We start from the raw sequence: 22,280 nt of genomic DNA on the forward strand, positions 1-22,280 counted from the left end.
GTCTGATTCACTAACCGACAGCAGTGGCGGCCCCAGGCCGCCGTTCGAGGATTGGCAATGAAAGGCGTTATCGCCCTGGCAGCACTGGCTCTACTGGCCGGTTGTGCCAACCTGAACATGTTCAACAAGGCACAACCGCAGCAAGCACCATGGACCACCTGGGTATGCGACAGCCAGGCCCAGGTGAACTGGCGGTTTGTCGATACCGACCACAAGCAGGTGGATGTGCGCCTCGGCGGCTCCGACCAGGTCTATCGCCTCAAGGAAGACGTGGCGGCCTCCGGCGCGCTGTACAGCAATGAACGGCTGGCGTTTCACACCAAAGGTGAGGAAGGCCTGGTTTACTGGGTGGCCACCGATGATTTGATCGGCCGGGGCTGCAAGGCCCAATAGAAAGAACACGGTCTCAACATAAATGATATCCAAATGTGGGAGCGACCTTGCCCGCGAAAGCGGTGGCGCAGTTGGCGAATTCGGTGTCTGGCACACCGCGATCGCAGGCAAGCCAGCTCCCACATGATTCGGTTCCAGATTGGAATTTGGGTCAGCCCCAGTAGCAATAACGATTCAGCAGGCCAAGGCTCAACGCCTTGATCTGCAATAACTTGAATAGCAGCCGCCGCTACGGCAGGCTTGCACGATTAACGACCCTCGACCGGGAGAGACAACACAATGGCACTTATCAGCATGCGTCAAATGCTGGACCACGCAGCCGAGTTCGGCTACGGCGTCCCAGCCTTTAACGTCAACAACCTTGAGCAGATGCGCGCCATCATGGAAGCCGCTGACAAGACCGACTCCCCAGTGATCGTCCAGGCTTCGGCCGGTGCCCGCAAATACGCCGGTGCGCCGTTCCTGCGTCACCTGATCCTTGCGGCAATCGAAGAATTCCCACACATCCCGGTGTGCATGCACCAGGACCACGGCACCAGCCCTGACGTGTGCCAGCGCTCGATCCAACTGGGCTTCAGCTCGGTAATGATGGACGGCTCCCTCGGTGAAGACGGCAAGACCCCGACGGACTACGACTACAACGTGCGTGTCACCCAACAAACCGTCGCCCTGGCTCACGCCTGCGGTGTGTCGGTAGAAGGTGAGCTGGGCTGCCTGGGTTCCCTGGAAACCGGCATGGCCGGTGAAGAAGACGGCATCGGCGCCGAAGGCGTGCTGGATCACAGCCAGATGCTGACCGACCCCGAAGAAGCCGCTGACTTCGTCAAGCGCACCCAGGTCGATGCCCTGGCCATCGCCATCGGCACCAGCCATGGCGCCTACAAGTTCACCAAGCCACCGACTGGCGACGTACTGGCCATCGACCGCATCAAGGAAATCCACAAACGCATCCCCAACACCCACCTGGTGATGCACGGTTCTTCCTCGGTACCGCAAGAGTGGCTGGCGATCATCAACCAGTACGGCGGCGACATCAAAGAAACCTACGGCGTACCGGTTGAAGAAATCGTCGAAGGCATCAAGCACGGCGTGCGCAAGGTCAACATCGACACCGACCTGCGCCTGGCTTCCACCGGTGCGATGCGTCGCCTGATGGCCACCAACCCGAGCGAGTTCGACCCGCGTAAGTTCTTCGGTGCCACTGTGACTGCGATGCGTGATGTATGTATCGCGCGTTACGAAGCGTTCGGTACTGCCGGTAATGCTTCGAAGATCAAGCCTGTGTCGTTGGAAGCGATGTACCAGCGGTACTTGAAAGGTGAGTTGAACGCCAAGGTTAACTAAGCTTCAGGTGTTAATAAAAACCCGCCTCTTCAGGCTGTGTGAAAACGCAGCCTGATACCTGCGGGTTTTTTATAGATGCGTGAAACACCTGGCAACGCAAGGCGAAACCGCAGCAAAATCATTCTTTTCGCAACCATCCTGATTTCAACTTGCTTTTATTGCTCGCCTTCACATTTTTTTCAAAATCATCCAAGGAATATGCAGCACCACTTCCTCGTTTATAAGTACCGGCTCTTAATTGCGACAAGACCCCAGATGCCAGTTCCTCATAATTAGCGGCGCCTGTAACGCCTGGAAACTCGTCTCCACCGCGATGCCCGACTATATAACTGATTCTTTGAGCGTCTGAGATGGTTTCTTCAAAGAAGTAATGATGATTAGTAAATTCAGCCCATTGTTGGTCATGCTGCTGAAGCACTTGTGTCTCTTCATAAGATAAAGGGTCTTCCGGTGTCCAACCCCCAAGAGATATAAAAAGTTTCTTTGTCGAGTCTTCAGGATTTTTAAGAAAGTCCCGGTGAGCCAAAGCCCTTGCAGTTGCAGTGCCTACATGTGGTGCTTGTACAAAATTATATTCCATGACTTTAAATCTCACCTAAATGTTAGCGAAATAAACACACTTTGTGGCTCATCCTTAATCACCAAAGACCACACAACAAAAATAAACCAACAAAAACCAAGTTAAACCTGTCAAAAGACTGCAGTCTTTAGACTCTTTCGCTATTGAGGATAAAATGGAAGAATATCGATAATGGGGACAGATCTATTTAACTAACCCACCCTTATGGGGCGTCAGTACTCTATGGAATCTAACAGATCCGTCCCCTTTACCCTCTTTATCGTTATGGCTTGTTCACTTTTTTACGCAAGTAACATTAAGGGATGTTATGCCGTAAATTTTTTGGGCGGTGCCCGCCATTTCCGCTTTTACTTTTTTTTCTGCCTCACTTGCAGACGTTGCTTTGACAGTTGAAATTGGGTTGCCAGGTAACGATATATTGCATATGTATGTATCCTCCTGTGCATGGGCTGGAGCAGACACCGCTAGGGTGCAAGCAAGGAAAGCTGCCGGGGTGAGGTTTTTTCCTGAATTTAATAACTTCGTAAGGATTGAGTTTTTCATGATTTTTCTCATCTGGATTGATCTGAGTCCTTAAGGTAGTTTTTTTTTATAACTGTCTCTACTGTGAAATCTCACAGTATTGGTGGCTTTTTTATATTTTTTCGTGATTGCACTTGTGGTTAATAAGATCTGTTTGTTATGGCTGCGCTGGACCATCTGATGCGGGGTTTTAGGCAATGCAACTCTGGCCAGATTGGGCATCGATCCTCCCACGCCCGTGTAATCGGGTAGACGTATAGCAGTAAAAATGGTGCCAAAAAAGATCCGTCCCCTTTATCCTCAATGGAAAAAGCCCGCAGCGACGCGGGCTTTTTTGTAGCGATGTTTGAGCAAGCTTCCTTCGGTTGCTTTTATAGTGCTCAGAGGGATGCTTCTTATCGGACGTCTACATAATAGTAAGGCGTGTATCGACCGATGGTTGTATCGTAGATCGTCAAGTCTTGTCGTGTGCCTGAAGGTACACCTGCAAATGTTCCAGCAAAACTACCATCATAACTTGAGGTCATTTGCCCATAGAGATATCCGGTGTTGGCTTGCTGTACGTTTAGAACAGTATTTGGTGCTGCGCCTGTACCACCGACGGTAATGGTCCCGGTTGAAGTGCTTTGTGCATAGTTGATTGAAATGGTCATTGCATATTCCTTTATTAAATAAAATTGGTGGGTGAATTAGATAAATCCCGGTTTCCAGCTTCACCCTTCCTGGGTGGTGCGAGGAGAATGATAGGGGCGTTAACTGTTGCTTTCATCTGTAAGAAATGACAGTTTTTTAGATTTTTTTGGAATGGTTGTTATTAGGAAATGTAAGTTGTGTGAGGGCGGTAAATTTGAAGTGGTATTTAAAATTAATAACAGGGTTAACTAAGCTTTAGGTATTAATAAAAAACCCGCAGAGATGCGGGTTTTTTGTGGGCAGGATTTGAAAGTATCAACCCACAGGGTTGCTGTAGTTTATTGATCGACCAGAACCTTGGGATTGGAATTACCCCACACCGTATAAAGGTCCGCCAACAACGCCCCGTTTATATCCTCTACCTCCGCCTGGGTCGTCTGTACATTCCCCTGCTTGCCAAACAACACCACCTCATCGCCGCTCTTCACGGTCGGCACGTCCGTCACATCCACCATCAGCGTGTTCATCGACACCTTGCCCACCACCGGCACGCGATGGCCATTGATCAGCACGATGCCTTTGTTGGTGAACGCTCGGCGATAGCCGTCGGAATAGCCCACGGTGATGTTTGCCAGTTTCGAATCACGCGCCAGGGTGTAGGTGCGGTCATAGCCGACAGTGTTGCCCTTGGGGTAGCTGTTGACCGAGGCCACGTGGGACTTGAACTGCATCACCCGCTTGTATTCGGTAAACGACGGCACGGTGTCGCCGAACAGCAGGCCGCCAGGGCGCACCATGTCCAGGCGGGACTCGGGCACTTCCAGGGTGGCGAAGGAGTTGGCGGCGTGCAGGGTGATTTTGCTGCGGTCCAGTTGGGCGACGTTGATCAGCCAGTTGGCCTGCTCGTTGAAGGCCTTGAGGCCGGTGCGCACGTCGGCGGCGTCTTCGACGGCGAAGTGGGTCATGATCGCCTTCACCTCCAGGTTTGGCACCTTGGTGATGGCTACGGCGTCGCGGCGGCCCTGGGCGGTGGTCATTTCCACGCCGTTGCGGCTCATGCCACTGGAGTTCAGGCCCAGGTGCACCACCAGCGGGCGGCCGTGATGCTCGGCGATCAGGCTGGCGCGCACGGCGAAGTCGAGGTTGCCCACCAGCTCTTCGACGTTGTATGGCAGCGCCGCTTCCAGTTCGCTGAGGGCGGCGGTGCGCACGCGGATCAGTTGGCCCTTGAAGCCGCTTTCGCGTACCACGCGGGCTTCTTCATTACTGGCCACGCCCACGCAAGGCACGCCGAGCTTGATCACCGATGGCATCAGCAGGCCAATGCCGTGGCCGTAGGCGTCGGCCTTGAGCACGGCGCAGATTTTCGACTTATCGGCGAGGCTGGTTTGCAGGGTGCGGATGTTGTGTTCAAACGCGGCTTTGCTGATCTCAACCCAGGCGTTGCTGTCCTGGATATTGACCTGGGCCACCCCGTCGGTCATCGACAACGGCGGGGCCGCGAAGGCCGGGTTTTGCAGCAGAACCATGCCCATGGACAGGGCGAGTAGGGTGCGAGTGAAGGGCATTGATGAGTCTCCATGACTTTCTTATAGGTAAGCATTGCGCGTGCGCGGCGCCATACTCGAATTGTCCTACAAGAAAGTCGAGACCCAGGGTCGCGGTTCTGTCCTAAAGCGTCGTGAGAATGATCAGACTGTCAGTTGTGATCGATATCCAGCTTGGCAAACGTCACTTTGCCGCCCTCTTTGCTGTCGCCACTGTTGTCTTGCACGTACACACCGGCCTTGAAGTACAACGGCTTTTTGCCCCAGGCCGCGCCGAGGCGCTCGTTCCATTGGCCGTTGGCGGCCTCGATGCTCAACAAGCCAGCCTTGTTCAGGTGAATGACGTAGGTGAAGTTGCGCCCCAGGGGCACATTCTCGGCCACGATAATTACCCGGCCCTTGCTGTCGTCCGGGCGCATGCGCACCTTGGCGACGATGTTGCCGGTCTGGGTTTTTTCCTTGTACTGGTATTCGACTTTGACCAGCGGTTTCTGGCTGTCATAGGCGTGAATCTGGCCGATCACGATCTTGCCCGAAGAGGGCACCTGGTTGATGGCCAGGGTGGCGCGCAGGTAATTGTCGGCTTCGGGATAGGTCCAGTTGCGCAGCCGGCCGTCGGCATAGGTTTCCCGCAGTTCGCTGCGCGGGTAGATGGCGTTTTCGGTACGGGTACCGGTCACCGGGGACCAGAATTGCACGCTGCTGCCTTCGGCCTGGAAGTATTTGCCTTTGAAACCACTGAGCAGCTTGGGGGTGTCGATGGTGGCTGGCGGGGTGCCAACAGGGATGCTCAGGTTCCAGGTGGACAGATCAATCATGGGGTGCGCCTTTACTGTACGAAAGAAGGGTCAAAAGGCTTTGGCCCGTGGATTGGCGCGTTCTTTATAAGCGGCTGGTAACTGTTTGTTAACAAGTTTTAGGCGGTTTATTGGCGTCAATAGTCTGTCAAAAAGCCATCTTTCCCGTAGTCCGTGGGCTGTAGGCGCTGACCGTTAGTCGGTTGTGTGGCCTTTTGGCGCAATGATGGCATCGTCGCGCCTTCTGCTTTATTGGATCCAGGGCTAGAGTGACTCCACATTAAGTGTCCGGTTTTGTCGCAAAAATGACCGGAATGAACCCTCAAGGAAGAGATGCAGCATGGAATCCGTTCCAACCCCGGCCGACGGCTGTTCAGTGCTCCTGGTGGTCGATGACTACCCGGAAAACCTGATCAGCATGCGCGCGCTCCTGCAGCGCGACGACTGGCAGGTGGTGACGGCGGCTTCCGGCGAGGAAGCCCTGGGGCTGCTGCTCGAACGTGACGTCGACCTGGTGCTGCTGGATGTGCGAATGCCGGGCATGGACGGCTTCGAAGTGGCGCGCTTGATGCGCGGCAGCCAGCGCACCCGCATGACTCCGATCATTTTCTTGAGTGCCAATGAGCAATCGCCCGCCGCCGTGCTGGAAGGCTATGCCAGCGGTGCCATCGACTACCTGTTCAAGCCATTCGACCCGCAGATCCTCAAGCCCAAGGTCCAGGCCCTGCTGGAGCATCAGCGCAACCGGCGGGCCTTGCAGCGCTTGAGTCATGACCTGGAACTGGCCCGTGCCTTCAATGCCTCGGTGCTCGACAACGCCGCCGAGGGCATCCTGGTGGTGGGCGAAGACGGGGTGATCAGCTACGCCAACCCGGCTATTTCGCGATTGCTCAATGCCACGGTGGATGAACTGCAAGGCCGGGCGTTCCTCGGCTACCTGCAAAAACCCCATATGCCCGACTGGTTCGGCTGCGAGCTATACGCCGGCTACCTGCGCGGCGAAACCTGGCGCCTGCACGATGCGATCCTGCGTACCGCGCCCGGCCAGCAACTGCCGGTGGCGATGTCCTGTGCGCCCTTGCCCCGCGAGCAGAAGGCCATGGTGGTGACTGTGCAGGACATGTCGCAAGTACGGCACCTGCATCAGCAATTGGAGTCCCAGGCCGTCACCGACCCCCTCACCGGTCTGCTCAACCGGCGGGGTTTTTACCAGACCGTGGAGACGATCCTGCTGCGCAACGAGCGCAGCGAGCTGGCCACGGTGCTGCTGTACATGGACCTGGACGGCTTCAAGCGGGTCAATGATTCCGTGGGGCACGACGCCGGCGACCGGGTGCTGCGCTGGGTCTCGGAGCAGTTGGAGCTGTGCCTGCGCAGTTGTGACATTCTTGGCCGCCTTGGGGGGGATGAGTTTGTCGCGTTGCTGGAACTGCAATACCCGGAGCAGGCCGCCAAGCTCGCCGAACAACTGATCGAGCGAGTGTCGATCTGCCAGCAGGTAGACGGCCTGGAAGTGATGCTGGGGGTCAGTATCGGCATTGCCACTTTCCCCGATTGCGGGCGCGATCTCACTGGCCTGCTGCGCGCCGCCGACATCGCCATGTACGAAGCCAAGCGGGCAGGGCGTCAGCAATATCGCTATTACGATCAGGAAATGAACGGCCGGGCCCGCTCGCGCCTGATGCTAGAAAGCAGTGTGCGCGAGGCCATCGACAACAAGCAGGTGACGTTGGTGTACCAGCCCCAAGTGTCCCTGGTGGACGGGCACTTGCGCGGGGTCGAAGCCTTGTTGCGCTGGCAGCACCCCAGTGTTGGCGATGTGCCGCCCGGGTTGTTCCTGCCCTTGCTGGAAGAGGCGCGGTTGATTAGCCAGCTCAGCAGTTGGATCTACCACCAGGTGGCATTGGCGCGACAGGCCTGGGCCCCAGTCATGCGTGACGACTGGGTGCTCAGCGTGAGCCTGAGCAGCAGCCAGTTCAATATGCCCAACCTGGTGGCTCAACTGCAGCAGGCACTGGAGCGACATGGGCTGCACGGGCGACAACTGGAAGTGGAAATCGCCGAAGAAAGCCTGATGCACAACATTGAAGAGTCCATCAAGCAGCTCAAGCAGCTACGGCGCCTGGGCGTGCGCATAGCCCTGGATGACTTTGGCTCGGGCAACTGCTCCCTGGCGCATCTGCGTGACCTGGAGTTCGACACGCTCAAGCTCGACCCCGGCCTGGTCGCCCGCGTGCTCGGCTCGCCGCGGGAGGCGGCGCTGGCCCGCAGCATTATCGAGCTGTGCGGGCACTTCGGCTTGCTGGTGATCGCCGAAGGTGTGGAAACCCTTGAGCAATGCCACTGGCTGCAGGCCAATGGCTGCCAGTTTATCCAGGGACCGCTGGTGGCCCCGCCCCTGACGGCTGAGGATATTTGCCAGTGGCCGCAGCTTTTCGCGCTACGGGCAGGCCCTTGCTGAATTCGCTACACTGGCGGCCTCACGCCCCTGCCGTTCGAACCCATGACTGCGTTGAAATACCTCCAGGCCTATCCCGCCGCCCTGCAAGAGCAAGTGCGCCAAATGATCGCCAAGGATCAACTGGGCGACTACCTGCAACAGCGCTACCCCGAGCGCCATGGGGTGCAAAGTGACAAGGCGTTGTACAGCTACGCCCTGGCCCTGAAGCAGGAGCACCTGCGCAACGCGCCGGCCATCGACAAAGTGCTGTTCGACAACCGCCTGGACCTGACCCACCGCGCCCTGGGCCTGCACACCACGATCTCGCGGGTGCAGGGCGGCAATCTCAAGGCCAAGAAAGAGATCCGCATCGCCGCGTTGTTCAAGGACGCGGCGCCGCAGTTCCTGAAGATGATCGTTGTCCACGAACTGGCGCACTTCAAGGAATCGGACCACAACAAGGCGTTCTATAAACTTTGCGAATACATGTTGCCCGGCTACCACCAGGTGGAATTCGACCTGCGGGTGTACCTGACCTATCGCGACTTGCAAGGCGCGGCGCGGGATTGAATCGAGAGGAAGCGAGCATGGATGTCAGCAAGACCAAGAGCAGTTTCTACCGCCGCCTGTATGTGGCGTACCTGATCGATAGCCAATTGGCCAGCAGCGTCCCGGCGCTGACCGAGGTGACCGGCATGCCCCGGCGCACGGCGCAGGACACCATCGCCGCGTTGGCGGACCTGGATATCGTCTGTGAGTTCGAGCAGGAAGAGGGCGCCCGCAATCATGCCGGGCACTATCGGATTCGCGACTGGGGGGCGATTGACCGCGGCTGGATCGAGCGCAACCTGGTGCAGGTCAAGCAGGTGTTGGGTTATCCCTGAAGTTGGGTTGGCAGGCCTGGCGCTATCGCGGGCAAGCCCGCTCCCACAGGCTGATTGCGCTCAAATGTGGGAGCGGGCTTGCCCGCGATGGCGATCTCAAGCGCGCCGCATCCCAATATGCGGAATTTCATCCTCCAGGTATTCCTCCCCCTCGACCTTGAACCCGTATCTTGCGTAGTACCCCTGCAAATGCGCCTGGGCTGAGAGAAAGATCGGCGTCTGCGGCCAGATATCGTCGATCTGCTTGAGGGTTTCCTCCAGCATCTCGTGCCCCAGGCCGGTACCCCGTGCCGCCTCGGCCACCAGCACGCGGCCGATCACCACGTCGCCGCCGTGCAGCTCCGGGTCGAGCAGGCGCAGGTAGGCCACCAGTTGATTGTCCTGCCAGGCCATCAGGTGGTGGGTATCGCCCTCCAGATCCTGGTCATCGATATCCTGGTAGACGCATTTCTGCTCGACCACAAACACCGCTGCCCGCAGACGCAAAATGGCGTAGAGCTGTTCCTTGCCCAGATCATTGTGGTGCTTGCAAACCCAATCGACAGTCATCGTTCCATCTCGCATAAAGACCTGCCTGGATAGTAATGCCCTGACCGGCGACTGTCTTGGGCGGTGGTGCAAACACCTGCAAAACCACGTTTTTTGTGAGTGACGTCAATTTGCCATCATTGAGTGCTTTCGCGGCCGGGTTCTTTGTGTAATCTGCGGTACACCGCGAGCGATAAGCTAAAGTCAGAACCTGGAAGGATTCCCGCCAGGCGTCATCGCCCGCAAGGAACTGCCCGTTGTGCAAGGACATTAAGCATGCTGCGATTGTCTCGTGCCGTTGCTTTGATCGTATTGCTGTTGCTGGCCCCCACGGTGGCCGCGGAACGCTTGCGCCTGGTGGCGGATGCGTGGCCGCCGTTTACCGATGCGACCCTGGTCAATGGAGGCCTGGCCACCGATATCGTCAGCACTGCCCTGGCGCGTGCCGGCTATGCCAGTGATTTCGAGCAGGTGCCTTGGGCGCGGGCGCTGATGGGCGTGGGCGACGGGCGTTATGACGTACTGATCAATGCCTGGTACGACGAGGCGCGCACGCAGTTGGGGCAGTTTTCCGCCGAGTACCTGCTCAACCGCGTGCGTTTCATCAAGCGCCGCGACGATCCCATCGAGTTCCAGAACCTGCAGCAATTGCACGACTATCCCGTCGCCGTCGTACGCGGCTACGCCTATTCGGCAGACTTCGATGCCGATCCCCAACTGCAAAAAGTCCCGGTGCATAACTTCGCCATGGCCGTGCGCATGCTCGCGGCCCGGCGGGTGCGGCTGACGGTCGAGGACGAATATGTCGCGCGCTTTTACCTCGCGCGGGAATCACCCAGGGTGCGCAGTGCGGTGGAGTTTTTGCCCAAGCCCTTGAGTGAGAACAGCCTGCATATTCTGGTCAGCCTGAAAAACCCCAGGCATGAGCAGATTGTTGCCGGGTTTGATCGGGAGATTGCCCGGATGAAAGTTGATGGCAGTTATGCGCGACTGCTCAAACAGCATGGGATGTAGTGGTCTTCAGGGCCTCATCGCAGGCAAGCCAGCTCCCACATGGGAATGCATTTCAAAGGTAGGCGCTGGCTCACCTGCGATGACGGCCTAAGCCGCACTGGTTTCCTTGATCAAATGCGCCGCCAAGGTACGCAGCGGCCCCAACTGCCGACAGATCAATGCCAGCTGCGTCTGTACCAGGCGCTGTGCTTCGTCGATCTCATCCGGCATCTGCTCCAGCTCCACCGCCAGCGCTTCCTCGGCATCGCTTTGCACCGCGATCGGCTGCTTGTTCGCCAGCCCCGTGGCGATTTCGTCGATGCTCGTGGCGAGGGTCTTGCCCGCGCCTTCGATCAGGTGCTCGCGCACGTCTGCTGGCAGTTGGGTGTCGCGGTGCGCGCCAAGCCCCGAGAGGTAACTGAGCAAGGTGTGGGACAGCACCAGGAAGCGGAAGCCTACGTCGGCTTCCTTACGGAAATGCCCAGGCTCCATCAGCATATTGGCCAGGGTGGTGGACAGCGCGGCGTCGGCGTTGTGTGCATTGCGCCGGGCCAGGCGGTAGGCCAGGTCGTCGCTCTTGCCGGCGGCATATTGCTGCATGATCTGGCGCAGGTAGATGCTGTTGCAGGTCAGGGTGTTGGCCAGCACTTTGTTCAGGCGCCGGCCTTGCCAGTCCGGCAGGAACAGGAACACCGCCAGCCCGGCGGTCAGGCTGCCGAGCAGGGTATCGAACAAGCGCGGCAGGAACAGCCCGTAGCCATCGCCCACCTGGTTGAAGCAGAACAGCACCATCAGGGTAATGGCCGCAGTGGCCAGGGTGTAGCGGGTGGTGCGGTTGATAAAGAACACCAGCCCGGCGGCGATGGCGAACATCGATTGCACCAGGGGGCTGGGGAACAGATCGAACAGCGCCCAGGCCACTGTCAGGCCGATGGCTGTGCCGACGATCCGCTGGCCGAGCTTGCGCCGCGTGGCGCCGTAGTTGGGCTGGCAGACAAACAGGGTGGTGAGGATGATCCAGTAGCCCTGGGACGGGTGGATCAAATGCACCATGCCGTAGCCGACACTCAGCGCCAGCGGCAGGCGCAGGGCGTGACGGAACAGCAGCGAAGTCGGGGTCAGTTGGGTACGCAGGCGCGTCCACATTTCCTTGAGGTTGCGCGGCGAACGGTCCAGCAGGCTGCTGTCGCTGGCATCTGCCAGGCTGTCGGGGTTGCTGGCGTCACTGAGCAGGCGGTCGAGGGTCGACAGGTTGGCCGCCAGCGCGCGCAACGAACGCAGCAGCCCGCGCCAGGCCGGGTTGCTCTGGATGCGCAGGTGTTCGAGGGAGGCGTTCAGGTCGCCCAGGGCCTCGGCGAAGCTGTCGTCGTAGACAAACGGCTGGCGCAACTGGATCGACTCGGCGAGGGCCTGGCAGGCCTTGCCTTGCTGGCGCAGCAGGCGCTGGCAGCGGAACAGCACATCGCTGTGGAAGAACGCCTCGGCCAGGGCGTTGTAGGGGTAGTGGGAGGAGCTGGCGCGCTCGTGGATGTCCTGGGCCAGGAAGTACAGCTTGAGGTAGCGGCTGACCTTGGACCCCGGCCGGCCATTGCCGACACGGTGCAGGATGATTTCCTTGGCCGCATTGAGCGCCGCCACCACCCGGCCATTTTGTTGCGCCAGCTCCAGGCGCCGCGCTTCTACGTCCAGCTGGCGAATAGGCTCGAACAACGATGACTTGAGCTTGAGGTAACGCCCCAGCTCGCGAAACAGCCGGGCCAGGCTTTGTTGCACCGGCTGGTTGGAAAACATTGCCTGCCACAGCACCGACAGTGCGCCGTACCAGGCGGCACCGGCCACCAGCAGCAAAGGCTCGTGCCAGAAGTCGGTGACGGCACCGCCGCGCTGGTCCACGCCGATCATGGTGTAGACCGACAGGATCAAGGTGGCCGAGGCTATCGCCCCATAACGCTCGCCCAACGCGCCGAGCATGGTCAGGCAGAAACTCGCCAGGGCGATGGCGATGGCAAAAATCCACGGGTAGGGAAACAGCAACTCCACCGACAGCGCCGCCACGCTGAAACACACCAGCGTTACCGCCAGCGCATTGAGGCGGCCCTGCCAGCTGTCATCGGTCTCGGCCAGGGCGCTGGCGATAATCCCCAGGAACAGCGGGATCAGCAGCGACATTTCATCCTGATACCAGCACAGCGCCATGCTGCCGGTGAGGGCGATAAACACCCGTACGCTGTAACTGAACTTATCCAGTGCCCAAAGGCGCCGCATGGACTGCTTGAACGAGGTCGAGGACATGAAGTCTGGGGTCTTCCGGGACGATGCCGCTAAATTGAGCCAGTAATGACGCCACGGCAAGCGTGGCGATCACATTCATAAGCAAAAAATATCCCAGGCACCGCAATCAACTGTAGGAGCTGGCTTGCCGGCGATAGCGGTGGGTCAACCGGCAAATGGGGCACTGATACACCGCTATCGCCGGCAAGCCAGCTCCTACAGTTTGATCGAGTACATCCTTGGTTCAGGCGTACTGCGCCGCCGCATACCCCGAAGCCCAGGCCCACTGGAAGTTGAAGCCGCCCAGGTGCCCGGTCACGTCCAGCACTTCGCCGATAAAATACAGGCCGGGGCTTTTCAGCGATTCCATGGTCTTGGACGACACTTCCCGCGTATCCACCCCGCCCAGGGTGACTTCGGCGGTGCGGTAGCCTTCGGTGCCGGCCGGGACCAATTGCCAGCAGCCCAGCCGGGTGGCGATGTCCGCGAGTTCGGCGTGGGTGTACTGCTTCATCGGCTTGGACACAAACCACGTCTCGGCCAGCAGGTTGGCCATCTTCTTGGTGAAGATCTCGCCCAGCAGGGTCTTGAGCTCGCTGTTGGGGCGCTCGGCCTGTTGCTGTTGCAGCCAGGCGTGGGCGTCGTGGTCGGGCAGCAGGTTGATCTCAACCGTGTCGCCGGGCTCCCAGTACGAGGAAATCTGTAAAATCGCCGGCCCGCTCAGGCCGCGATGGGTAAACAGAATGTTCTCGCGAAAGCTCTGCTCGTTGCAGCTGACCAGGCAATCGACCGAGGTGCCGGACAGCTCGCCACACAGCTCCTTGAGCTGATCGGTGATGGTAAACGGCACCAGGCCTGCACGGGTCGGCAGCAGTTCATGACCGAACTGCCTGGCCACCTGATAACCAAAGCCGGTGGCGCCCAGGGTCGGAATCGACAGGCCGCCGGTGGCAATCACCAGGGATTCGCAGCGCAACTCGCCGAGGGTGGTTTGCAGTTGGTAGCCGCTGTCGAGCCTGGAGATCTCCTGGATCGAGGTGTCCAGGTGCAGGCTCACGCCGGTCTGGATGCATTCGTCGAGCAGCATGCCGAGGATGTCGCTGGATTTGTTATCGCAGAACAGCTGACCGAGTTTTTTCTCGTGGTACGGCACGCCATGCTTGGCCACCAAGGCGATGAAATCCCACTGGGTGTAGCGGGCCAGGGCGGATTTGCAGAAGTGCGCATTGTGCGAGAGGAAGTTGGCCGGCTCGGTGTACATGTTGGTGAAGTTACAGCGACCACCGCCGGACATCAGGATCTTCTTGCCGGCCTTGTTCGCATGGTCGATCAGCATCACCTTGCGCCCACGCCCGGCGGCGGTCAGCGCGCACATCAAGCCTGCGGCGCCAGCGCCAATGATCACAACTTCGGTCGAGCGCACAGCAATGTCCTCACAAAAACCTGATTTGAAATGCAATCAACTGTGGGAGCTGGCTTGCCTGCGATGGCATCAACTCGGTCAATCTGTCAGACCGAGTCGCCTGCATCGCGGGCAAGCCCGGCTCCCACATTGATTCGGTTCCTTCAACAGCAACGCGGTGTGCTTACAGGATCCGTACGCGCAACGAACGGCCCTTGATCTTGCCGTCGTTCAAGCGCTGCAACGCCTGCTTGGCGACGCTGCGCTCCACCGCCACGTAGGCCTGGAAGTCAAAGATCGCGATCTTGCCGACCTGGGCGCCCGGAATCCCGGCTTCACCGGTCAGCGCGCCAAGGATGTCGCCTGGGCGGACCTTGTCTTTACGGCCGGCAGCAATGCACAACGTGCTCATCACCGGCAGCAGCGGCGCGCCGCCCTGGGACTTGAGGTTGCTCAGTTGGTCCCAGTTCAGCGGGGCTTTTTGCAGCAGTTCGATGGCCTGGGCGCGGTGCGCCTCGGACGGTGCCACCAGGCTGATGGCGATCCCGGTCTCACCGGCACGACCGGTACGGCCGACGCGGTGGATGTGGATTTCCGAATCGCGGGCCAGTTCGACGTTGATCACCATGTCCAGCGAGTCGATGTCCAGGCCGCGGGCCGCCACGTCGGTGGCCACCAGTACCGAAGTACTGCGGTTGGCGAACATTGCCAGCACCTGGTCACGGTCGCGCTGTTCCAGGTCGCCATGCAGGCCGACCGCAGAAATGCCCTTGGCGGTCAGGTGATCCACGGTTTCCTGCACTTGCTGCTTGGTAAAGCAGAAGGCCACGCAAGAGGCCGGACGGAAGTGCGACAGCACCTTGGTCACTGCGTCCATGCGTTCTTCCGGGGAGATTTCGTAGAAACGCTGCTCGATCTGCTCATCGGAGTGGAACGCTTCGGCCTTGACCTGCTGCGGCGCGCGCATGAATTTGGACGCCAGTTGCTTGATGCTCACCGGGTAGGTGGCCGAGAACAGCAGGGTCTGGCGACGGGCCGGGGTCTTGCTGATGATGTCTTCGATGGCGTCGTAGAAACCCATGTCGAGCATGCGGTCGGCTTCATCGAGGATCAGCGTGTTCAAACCGTCCAGCACCAGCGAACCCTTGCGCAGGTGTTGCTGGATGCGGCCCGGGGTGCCGACGATGACGTGGGCGCCATGCTCCAAGGAAGCGATCTGCGGGCCGAGGGAGACGCCGCCGCACAGGGTCAGTACCTTGATGTTGTCTTCGGCGCGGGCCAGGCGGCGGATTTCCTTGGCCACCTGGTCTGCCAGCTCGCGGGTCGGGCACATCACCAGGGCCTGGCAACCGAAGTAGCGCGGGTTGATCGGGTTCAGCAGGCCGATACCAAAGGCAGCGGTCTTGCCGCTGCCGGTCTTGGCCTGGGCGATCAGGTCCAGCCCCTTGAGGATCACCGGCAAGCTTTGCGCCTGGATCTGCGTCATCTCGGCATAACCCAGCGAGTCGAGGTTAGCCAGCATGGCGGCGGAGAGCGGCAAAGTATTAAAAGCGGTGGCGATGGTGGTCACGGGACTGGCTCTGCAAAACAAAATGTCGCGCAGTGTACCAGCCCCGTGGGAATTTCCCTGCAAGTTCTAGACGAGTCGCTGCTTAATGCTCAATGTCGTGCTCGCGGCTGACCACCCGTTTGCCGTCTTTTGGCGACAATTGCAGGAAGATCGCCGCCGCCAGCATCGCCATGATGCCCACGGTGAGGAACGTCAACTGGAATGCCTCAAGCACGGTGTTGACCCCATCGTTACCGGCTTCGGCCGTAAATCCGCCAAGCAGGGCACCGGCGCAGGCCACCCCCAGGCTCAGGGCCAGTTGCGCCACCACCGACAGCAGGCTATTGCCGCTGCTGGCCTGGGCGTCGTCGAGGTCGATCAGGGTCACGGTGTTCATCGCGGTAAATTGCAGGGAGTTGATCGCCCCCAGTACCGCGAGCATCGCCAGCAACAGCGGGTACGGCGTCTGCTCGCTGACCAGGCCCATGCTCGCCAGCATGATCCCCAGCGCCAGGGTGTTGCCGGTGAGCACGATGCGATAGCCCAGGCGTTCGATCAGCGGCCGGGCGATGGACTTGGCGAGCATGGCCGCCGCCGCCAGGGGCAACATGCTCATCCCCGCCTGGGACGGCGAATAGCCCAGGGCGATCTGCAACAACAGCGGTACGAGGAACGGCAGGGCGCCGCTGCCCAGGCGCGCGAACAGGTTGCCGAGAATGCCCACGGCAAAGGTCCGGGTCTTGAACAGCACCGGCGAGAACAGTGGGTTTTCGATATGCCCGGCGCGCAGCCAGTAGGCCGCCAGGCACGCCATGCCGCCGAACAGCAGCAACATCACGCGCAAATGCGGCAAGTGCAGCTCACCCAGGCCTTCCATGGCAATGGTGATCAGCACCATCGCCGCGCCAAACAGCAAAAAGCCCAGGCTGTCGAAGCGTGTTCGCTCGCTGCCGCGCAGGTCGGGGATGAACTTCCACACGGCGTAGCAGCCGATCATGCCTACCGGCAGGTTGATCAGGAAGATCCAGTGCCAGGTCAGGTATTGCACCATCCAGCCGCCCATGGTCGGGCCGAGCAAGGGGCCGAGCAGGCCGGGGATGGTGATAAAGCCCATGATCCGCACCAGCTCCGAGCGCGGGTAGGCGCGCAGCACCACCAGCCGGCCGACCGGCAGCATCAGCGCACCGCCCAGGCCCTGGATCACCCGCGCGCCCACCAGCATGGTCAGGCTGCTGGACAGGGCGCACAGCAGCGAGCCGATGCTGAACAGCATGATCGCGCCAAAGAAAATCTTCTTGGTGCCGAAACGGTCGGCGATCCAGCCCGAGGCCGGGATCAGCAAGGCCACGGTGAGCATGTAGGCGATGATCACGCCCTGCATGCGCAGCGGGTTTTCCGCCAGATCCTCGGCCATGGCGGGCAGTGCCGTGTTGAGAATCGTGCCGTCGAGCGACTGCATGAAGAAGGCAATCGCGACCACCCAGGGCAACCAGCGGGCAGTCTTGGCATCGAGCACGACACGATTGGGCATGGGATCCCTTTTTGTTAGCAGGCTATGTGTTGCCGATTATGCGCTAACCTCCGCCGGTTTTCCCACTGGCGGTTCGTCTATATCTGACAGGGGAACGTCTTTACCCACCAGGAAATCGATCAACGCCCGGTGCACCGCCAGCGCCGCCTCCCGCGACTCCAGGTCGAGCAAATGGCCGGTGTGCTCGGCGCTGGCGAAGCTGCTGCGGCCCACGTACTGCTTGAACAGTTGGGCTTCATTGGCCGGGGTGTATTCGTCCAGGGTGCCGTTGAGAAAATGCACCGGGGTTTCGATCTGGCGCAATTGCGGCAGGTAGTTGCCATCGCCCAGGGCCAGCACCTGATGAATATGAAAGCGCGCCTGGCGGTACTCAGTGGTGGCCATGGTCGACAGGTGCCGATGGTTATTGCGCTTGAGTCGGCTGGAGAGGAATTTGCCGACGGTTTCATTGAGCAGGTGGCCGACGGCGGACTTGTCATCGGCCTCGATCAGCACCCGCACGCGCTCCACGTATTCGAGCATCGCCTGGTTGAGATTGGGCGCCAGGGCCATCACCACCGAGCTTTCGATGGACGGCGGGTTGCGCGCCAGGGTCAGCAGGGTCGAGATGCCACCCCAGGAGGCCGACACCAGGTGGTTGACCTGGAAACGCTCCACCAGCGCCCGCAGGATCTCGACTTCGTCGTCCTTGGTCACCAGGTCCAGATCGGCGTTGTGGGGGCGCGAATAGCCGGAAAACGGCAAGTCGAACATCAACACATTGAAATGCTCGGCCAGGCACTTGCTGGTGCGGGCGAATGAGCGGGTGGTGGACAGCGCGCCATTGACCAACAGCACGGTCTTGCGTTGCGGATCGTTACCCAGTTGCTCTACGTGAACGTTGTAGTGCTTGAACAACTTATCAATGACAAAACTTCCTTGGTACATGTCAACGCTCCGGCTCGCCCTATCCCGGGCGAGGTCATGCATCGCTTGCGCGCAAGCGGGTTGAAAGGTGGCGGGATGCCACCAACCGTTATAACGAGGTTTTGGAGTGTCGACAACAGCCCGCCAACCAACGGGGTGCGGCAAGGGACGGTTCATCAGAACCCAGGGTATTCCCCTGTAGGAGCCGGCTTGCCGGCGATCAGGCCCGGGAGCCTGACGGCGATCTTCTGGCCGCCATCGCCGCCAAGCCGGGCGTTTACAAGGTCAGGGTCAGACGTTTTACCAGCGCGCCGGGCAGCAGGTTGGACGAGGTATTACGCTCGCCATAGGTGCTGGCCGACAGCAACAACTCGCGCTCGGCAGTCAATGCCTCCAACTGTGAGCCCAGCAGTTGGTAGACGCTATCGTCAAAACGCATGGTGCTGACCGGCGCCTTGATCTCACCGTCTTGCACCCAGAACGTGGCGAAGCGGGTCATGCCCGTCAGGCGCGCCGCCGGTTGGTCGGAGTAGTTCAGGTACCACAGGTTGCTGATATACAGGCCCGTGCCCAGTTGCTTGAGGATATCGGCCTGGGCCAGGCTGCCGGCGGCCATTTGCAAGGCGCTGGGGGACTCATCGGCGCTGGCGCCGTTGGTGCTCAAGCCGTATTCGGCGGCGCTGCGCGAGTTGACCAGTTGCCCTTGCGCCTGGCCATTGGCGACCAAGGTCACGTCGCTGCGCGGGTAGCCGTCACGGGAGAACGCCGGGCTCAGGGAGGCCGTGATCTGTTCGCTCATGCCCACCAGCGGGCTCAGGGCCTGGTCGCCGGCATACAGGCGCTGCAACGGGCTGCCCTTGCTGGCGATGGCCTGCGCAGAAAAACCACCCCAGGCGAGCATGCCGATGATTTCTTCCATGGCCGCCGGTGCCAGGTACGCGCGGTATTGACCGGGCGCCAGGGTGTGCAACGGCCGGCCAAGGAACTCCAGTTGTTCGCGGGCTTGCTGCAAGCGCTGGGCAAAGGCCGCGCTGTCCCAGGCATCGCCGGCGTAGCTGGCTTTTACTGCCTCGCCATTGGCATGGAACAGGCTGAAATCAAAGTTGAAACTATTGGCCTGATGCCAGCCAAAAGCCCCCGACGAGCTGGCGAACCCACGGCTGATCGGCCCGGCGGCATAAATGCCGACCAGGTCGAAACCTTGGGCGCCCTGGCTGATTTCGCCCAGGACCTGATCGAGGTCCGGCAGCGCCTGGGCCTGCTCGCTGCTGTTTTGCCAGGCCGTGTGATTGAGCAGCAGGTAAGGATCCTTGGGCAGCAAGGGCAAGGTTTCGCGCAGTTGCTGCAGGCCCTCGGCCAGGCGCTGGCGGTCCACCTCGGGGTCTCCGGACAGGGTGATACCGAGGTCGGCGTGCCGGCCATCGTTGATCAGCTTGAGGTTGACACTGGCCTGCTGTACCTGGCCGGCCTGGCGCACCTTGGCGTGGTTGAAACGCACGAATTCGGACGACTCCGCCGCGTAGTCCAGATGAAACTGTTCCCCTTCGGTGATGGCCTGCTTGAGCCACTCCACCAGGTCCTTGAAAGCCTTCATCAGGCGTCTCCCCCAAACACATCCACATCACTGAAGACACACGCCGGCGACGCATGGCCGACGCGGATCACCTGGTTCGGCTCGCCCTTGCCACAGTTGGGCGTGCCCAGCACCCTGAAGGTACTGGCATCGCCCACGGCGCTGAGCTTGCGCCAGAACTGCGCGGAAATCGCCCGGTAGTTGGGGTTCTTCACCACGCCCTTGAGTTCGCCATTCTCGATCAACTGGCCCCATTCGCAGCCGAACTGGAACTTGTTGCGCGCATCATCGATGGACCAGGAACGGTTGGTCGACATCAGGATGCCGTGCTCGATGCCGCCGATCAGTTGCCCCAGGCTCTGGTCGCCGGCCTCGATATTGAGGTTGGCCATGCGGTCGATGGGCGCGCGGTTCCAACTGCTGGCGCGGCTGTTGGCCACGCCGCCCATGCCCGAGCGGTATTGCGACAGCGCCCCGCCCAGGGGCTTGACCAGCAGGCCGTTACGGATCAGGAACTGCTTGTTGGCGGGCGTGCCGTCATCGTCATGGGCGTAGCTGGCCAGTTGCTCGGGAATGTCGGGGTCAAAGGTCACGTTCAGCAGGTTGGAGCCGTATTGCAGGTGCCCGAAGTCGCTGGCCTTGACGAAGCTGGTGCCGGCGTAATTGCGCTCGTCGCCGAGAATGCGGTCCAGCTCCAGCGGGTGGCCGATGGACTCGTGGATCTGCAGGATCATCTGGTCGGGCATCAGCAGCAGATCGCGCGGGCCTTGGGGCGTGTTGGGGGCCAGCAGCAGTTGCAGGGCCTCGTCGGCAATTCGGGGTGCAGCACCTATCAGGCCGAAGCGGCTGATCACATCAAAGCCACCTTGCTGGCCAAAGTTGCTGCCACCCAGGGTGCGGGTCTGGCTGTCGTTGCCGTCGTAGGCGGTCACGTTGACGCCGGGGAACACAAAGCGCTGGGCCTGGCGCAACTCGGCGCCGGCGCTGTTGAGGTAAATCTGTTCAACGCGGGTGGTGCCCAGGCTGACCTCCCAGTTCACCAGGCGCTCGTCCTTGGGCACGGCGGCCGATTCGGCGCCGAGCAGTTGGTAGCAGTCGCTCAGGGACGGGAAGGGTTGGTCGAGTTCTGGCGACAGATAGTCGGCGACGTCGCTGGACACCGGCTGGTCGCGCAGGTCGAGCAGGGCGTGGGGCCTGATCCGCCGGGCTTGCTGCTCGGCACGCTCGAGGGCGGCTTGCAGGCCGGTCAGGGAAATATCGTTGGTGGCCGCGTAGGCTTCGACCCCGTTGAGGCGCACGGTGAGCATGGCGCCTTCGTCGCGGCTCAGGTGTGGCGGTTCGGCGACGTTCTTGCGCACCGACAGGTACTGGCCGGACTCGCGCACGTAGCGCAGGGAAAAGAACTCGGCGCGGGTGCGCAGGGCGGCGAAATGTTGTTTGAGTTGCGGGTGTTTGTCGAACATGGGGCCTTCCTTGTGGGCGGTGATGGCTTTGAGGGCCCCATCGCAGGCAAGCCAGCTCCCACCTTTTGAATGTGTTCACAAATCAAAATGTGGGAGCTGGCTTGCCTGCGATGCTTTTGCCTTGGCTTTAGACCGGGCAACCCTTGGCGCGCAAAATCGCGTCAAAGCGATCAGGGTCCAGGGTGCCGGCTTCGATGGCGGCCAGTGTGGCTTTCTCGCGGGCCAGCAGGTCATGGCAGCGCACCAGCAATTCCGGCAGTTCGCTGCGCGAGGCGGCGACCACGCCGTCGCCGTCGCCGATCATCAGGTCGCCAGGCGCTACCAGCATGCCAGCGCAGGAGATCGGCACGTTGATCTCGCCGCCGCCGTCAGTGCTCGGGCCACGATGCACGCCGCCGATGGCGTAGGCTGGCAGTTCGCCGGTCTGCCATTCGTCGAGGTCACGCAGGGCGCCGTTGATCACCACCCCGACAATGCCGGCCTTCAGGGCCATGGCGCGCATGATGCCGCCGAACACCGCACGGGTCAGGTCGGCGCTGCCGTCGATCACCAGCACATCGCCCGGGCGGGCCATTTGCATGGCTTTGAGAATCATCAGGTTGTCACCGGGGCGCACTCGCACGGTCAGCGCGCTGCCGAGCATCGGTGCATTGCCGTGGAAGGCCTTCAGGCCCAGGCCACCGACGTTACGGCCCAGGCAGTCGCTGACGGCCGCGGCCGGAATCTTGCTGAATTCCTTCAGCCATTTCGGGTCCAGCGGTTCAACGTTTGGATTGATCAGGAAGCCGGTAGGCCATTTGCTCGAAGAAACGACATCAAACATGAGAAAGCCTCGTGGCCAGGCAGAAGCCGGCGTGTCGGTAGGAAGGTGAAACGTTTGCGCGAGGGACTAGATTAGGCCGGCGCGGGGGGTGGGATCAAGGG

20 protein-coding genes are annotated in these 22,280 nt (G+C 60.4%); 6 read left to right on the forward strand and 14 right to left on the reverse strand.

Going from position 1 to position 22,280, the window contains the following annotated elements:
• Nucleotides 1–57 precede the first annotated feature (57 nt).
• Both HBO19_RS12730 and fba read left to right on the forward strand, forming a co-directional pair.
• Nucleotides 58–393 carry an MliC family protein gene (locus HBO19_RS12730; RefSeq protein ID WP_169953630.1) on the forward strand — a complete coding sequence of 112 codons (336 nt, stop codon included), beginning with the start codon at nt 58–60 and terminating at the stop codon, nt 391–393.
• A 279-nt stretch (nt 394–672) separates the two neighbouring features.
• A complete protein-coding gene (gene fba / locus HBO19_RS12735) occupies nt 673–1,737 on the forward strand; it encodes a class II fructose-bisphosphate aldolase (RefSeq protein WP_029297347.1) in 1,065 nt (354 codons plus the stop codon).
• Between the two features lie 118 nt (nt 1,738–1,855).
• Here the strand turns inward: fba and HBO19_RS12740 are convergent, their stop codons facing one another.
• The 5 genes from HBO19_RS12740 to HBO19_RS12760 form a co-directional block, all read right to left on the reverse strand.
• On the reverse strand, nt 1,856–2,317 hold the full coding sequence (locus HBO19_RS12740) for a hypothetical protein (protein ID WP_170057599.1): 462 nt from the start codon (nt 2,315–2,317) through the stop codon (nt 1,856–1,858).
• Nucleotides 2,318–2,590: 273 nt separating this feature from the next.
• Nucleotides 2,591–2,860 carry a hypothetical protein gene (locus HBO19_RS12745; RefSeq protein WP_169953634.1) on the reverse strand — a complete coding sequence of 90 codons (270 nt, stop codon included), beginning with the start codon at nt 2,858–2,860 and terminating at the stop codon, nt 2,591–2,593.
• Nucleotides 2,861–3,234: 374 nt separating this feature from the next.
• On the reverse strand, nt 3,235–3,492 hold the full coding sequence (locus tag HBO19_RS12750; protein WP_169953636.1) for a hypothetical protein: 258 nt from the start codon (nt 3,490–3,492) through the stop codon (nt 3,235–3,237).
• Nucleotides 3,493–3,810: 318 nt separating this feature from the next.
• The gene (gene alr, locus HBO19_RS12755; protein ID WP_170057600.1) at nt 3,811–5,040 is read right to left on the reverse strand and encodes an alanine racemase; all 1,230 of its coding nucleotides are present in this window, start codon (nt 5,038–5,040) and stop codon (nt 3,811–3,813) included.
• Between the two features lie 131 nt (nt 5,041–5,171).
• On the reverse strand, nt 5,172–5,837 hold the full coding sequence (locus HBO19_RS12760; protein WP_170042173.1) for a polysaccharide lyase family 7 protein: 666 nt from the start codon (nt 5,835–5,837) through the stop codon (nt 5,172–5,174).
• A gap of 319 nt (nt 5,838–6,156) precedes the next feature.
• Between HBO19_RS12760 and HBO19_RS12765 the strand changes: the two genes are divergently transcribed.
• The 3 genes from HBO19_RS12765 to HBO19_RS12775 are packed head-to-tail and all read left to right on the forward strand — an operon-like array spanning nt 6,157 to nt 9,140.
• The gene (locus HBO19_RS12765) at nt 6,157–8,277 is read left to right on the forward strand and encodes an EAL domain-containing protein (protein ID WP_169953642.1); all 2,121 of its coding nucleotides are present in this window, start codon (nt 6,157–6,159) and stop codon (nt 8,275–8,277) included.
• Between the two features lie 42 nt (nt 8,278–8,319).
• On the forward strand, nt 8,320–8,826 hold the full coding sequence (locus HBO19_RS12770) for a M48 family metallopeptidase (RefSeq protein ID WP_169953644.1): 507 nt from the start codon (nt 8,320–8,322) through the stop codon (nt 8,824–8,826).
• Between the two features lie 17 nt (nt 8,827–8,843).
• A complete protein-coding gene (locus HBO19_RS12775; RefSeq protein WP_169953646.1) occupies nt 8,844–9,140 on the forward strand; it encodes a winged helix-turn-helix domain-containing protein in 297 nt (98 codons plus the stop codon).
• A gap of 96 nt (nt 9,141–9,236) precedes the next feature.
• Here the strand turns inward: HBO19_RS12775 and HBO19_RS12780 are convergent, their stop codons facing one another.
• Nucleotides 9,237–9,689: a GNAT family N-acetyltransferase gene (locus HBO19_RS12780; RefSeq protein ID WP_169953647.1), complete on the reverse strand. Its 453-nt coding sequence runs from the start codon at nt 9,687–9,689 to the stop codon at nt 9,237–9,239.
• Between the two features lie 255 nt (nt 9,690–9,944).
• Between HBO19_RS12780 and HBO19_RS12785 the strand changes: the two genes are divergently transcribed.
• Nucleotides 9,945–10,682, forward strand: coding sequence for a transporter substrate-binding domain-containing protein (locus HBO19_RS12785; RefSeq protein WP_170042177.1), 738 nt, complete (start codon nt 9,945–9,947; stop codon nt 10,680–10,682).
• A gap of 87 nt (nt 10,683–10,769) precedes the next feature.
• Here HBO19_RS12785 and yccS read toward each other — a convergent pair whose 3' ends face one another.
• The 8 genes from yccS to HBO19_RS12825 all read right to left on the reverse strand — a co-directional run bounded on the left by yccS (nt 10,770) and on the right by HBO19_RS12825 (nt 22,179).
• Nucleotides 10,770–12,953 carry a YccS family putative transporter gene (gene yccS / locus HBO19_RS12790; protein ID WP_170057601.1) on the reverse strand — a complete coding sequence of 728 codons (2,184 nt, stop codon included), beginning with the start codon at nt 12,951–12,953 and terminating at the stop codon, nt 10,770–10,772.
• A gap of 223 nt (nt 12,954–13,176) precedes the next feature.
• Nucleotides 13,177–14,355: an NAD(P)/FAD-dependent oxidoreductase gene (locus HBO19_RS12795; RefSeq protein WP_170057602.1), complete on the reverse strand. Its 1,179-nt coding sequence runs from the start codon at nt 14,353–14,355 to the stop codon at nt 13,177–13,179.
• Nucleotides 14,356–14,518: 163 nt separating this feature from the next.
• A complete protein-coding gene (dbpA, locus tag HBO19_RS12800) occupies nt 14,519–15,856 on the reverse strand; it encodes an ATP-dependent RNA helicase DbpA (protein WP_232545553.1) in 1,338 nt (445 codons plus the stop codon).
• Between the two features lie 130 nt (nt 15,857–15,986).
• Entirely contained in the window at nt 15,987–17,414 is a 1,428-nt protein-coding gene (gene mdtD / locus HBO19_RS12805) for a multidrug transporter subunit MdtD (RefSeq protein ID WP_169953655.1), read from the reverse strand.
• 36 nt (nt 17,415–17,450) lie between these two features.
• Nucleotides 17,451–18,341 carry an alpha/beta hydrolase gene (locus HBO19_RS12810; protein WP_170042178.1) on the reverse strand — a complete coding sequence of 297 codons (891 nt, stop codon included), beginning with the start codon at nt 18,339–18,341 and terminating at the stop codon, nt 17,451–17,453.
• Nucleotides 18,342–18,597: 256 nt separating this feature from the next.
• The gene (locus HBO19_RS12815) at nt 18,598–19,914 is read right to left on the reverse strand and encodes a TldD/PmbA family protein (protein WP_170057603.1); all 1,317 of its coding nucleotides are present in this window, start codon (nt 19,912–19,914) and stop codon (nt 18,598–18,600) included.
• The gene (locus HBO19_RS12820; protein ID WP_170057604.1) at nt 19,914–21,356 is read right to left on the reverse strand and encodes a TldD/PmbA family protein; all 1,443 of its coding nucleotides are present in this window, start codon (nt 21,354–21,356) and stop codon (nt 19,914–19,916) included. The genes HBO19_RS12815 and HBO19_RS12820 overlap by 1 nt, the downstream gene beginning before the upstream one ends.
• Before the next feature lie 127 nt (nt 21,357–21,483).
• The gene (locus HBO19_RS12825; RefSeq protein WP_029297314.1) at nt 21,484–22,179 is read right to left on the reverse strand and encodes an RraA family protein; all 696 of its coding nucleotides are present in this window, start codon (nt 22,177–22,179) and stop codon (nt 21,484–21,486) included.
• Nucleotides 22,180–22,280 lie beyond the last annotated feature (101 nt).

The sequence above is a fragment of the Pseudomonas sp. WS 5021 genome, assembly GCF_012985535.1.
In the GTDB taxonomy this organism is placed as follows: domain Bacteria; phylum Pseudomonadota; class Gammaproteobacteria; order Pseudomonadales; family Pseudomonadaceae; genus Aquipseudomonas.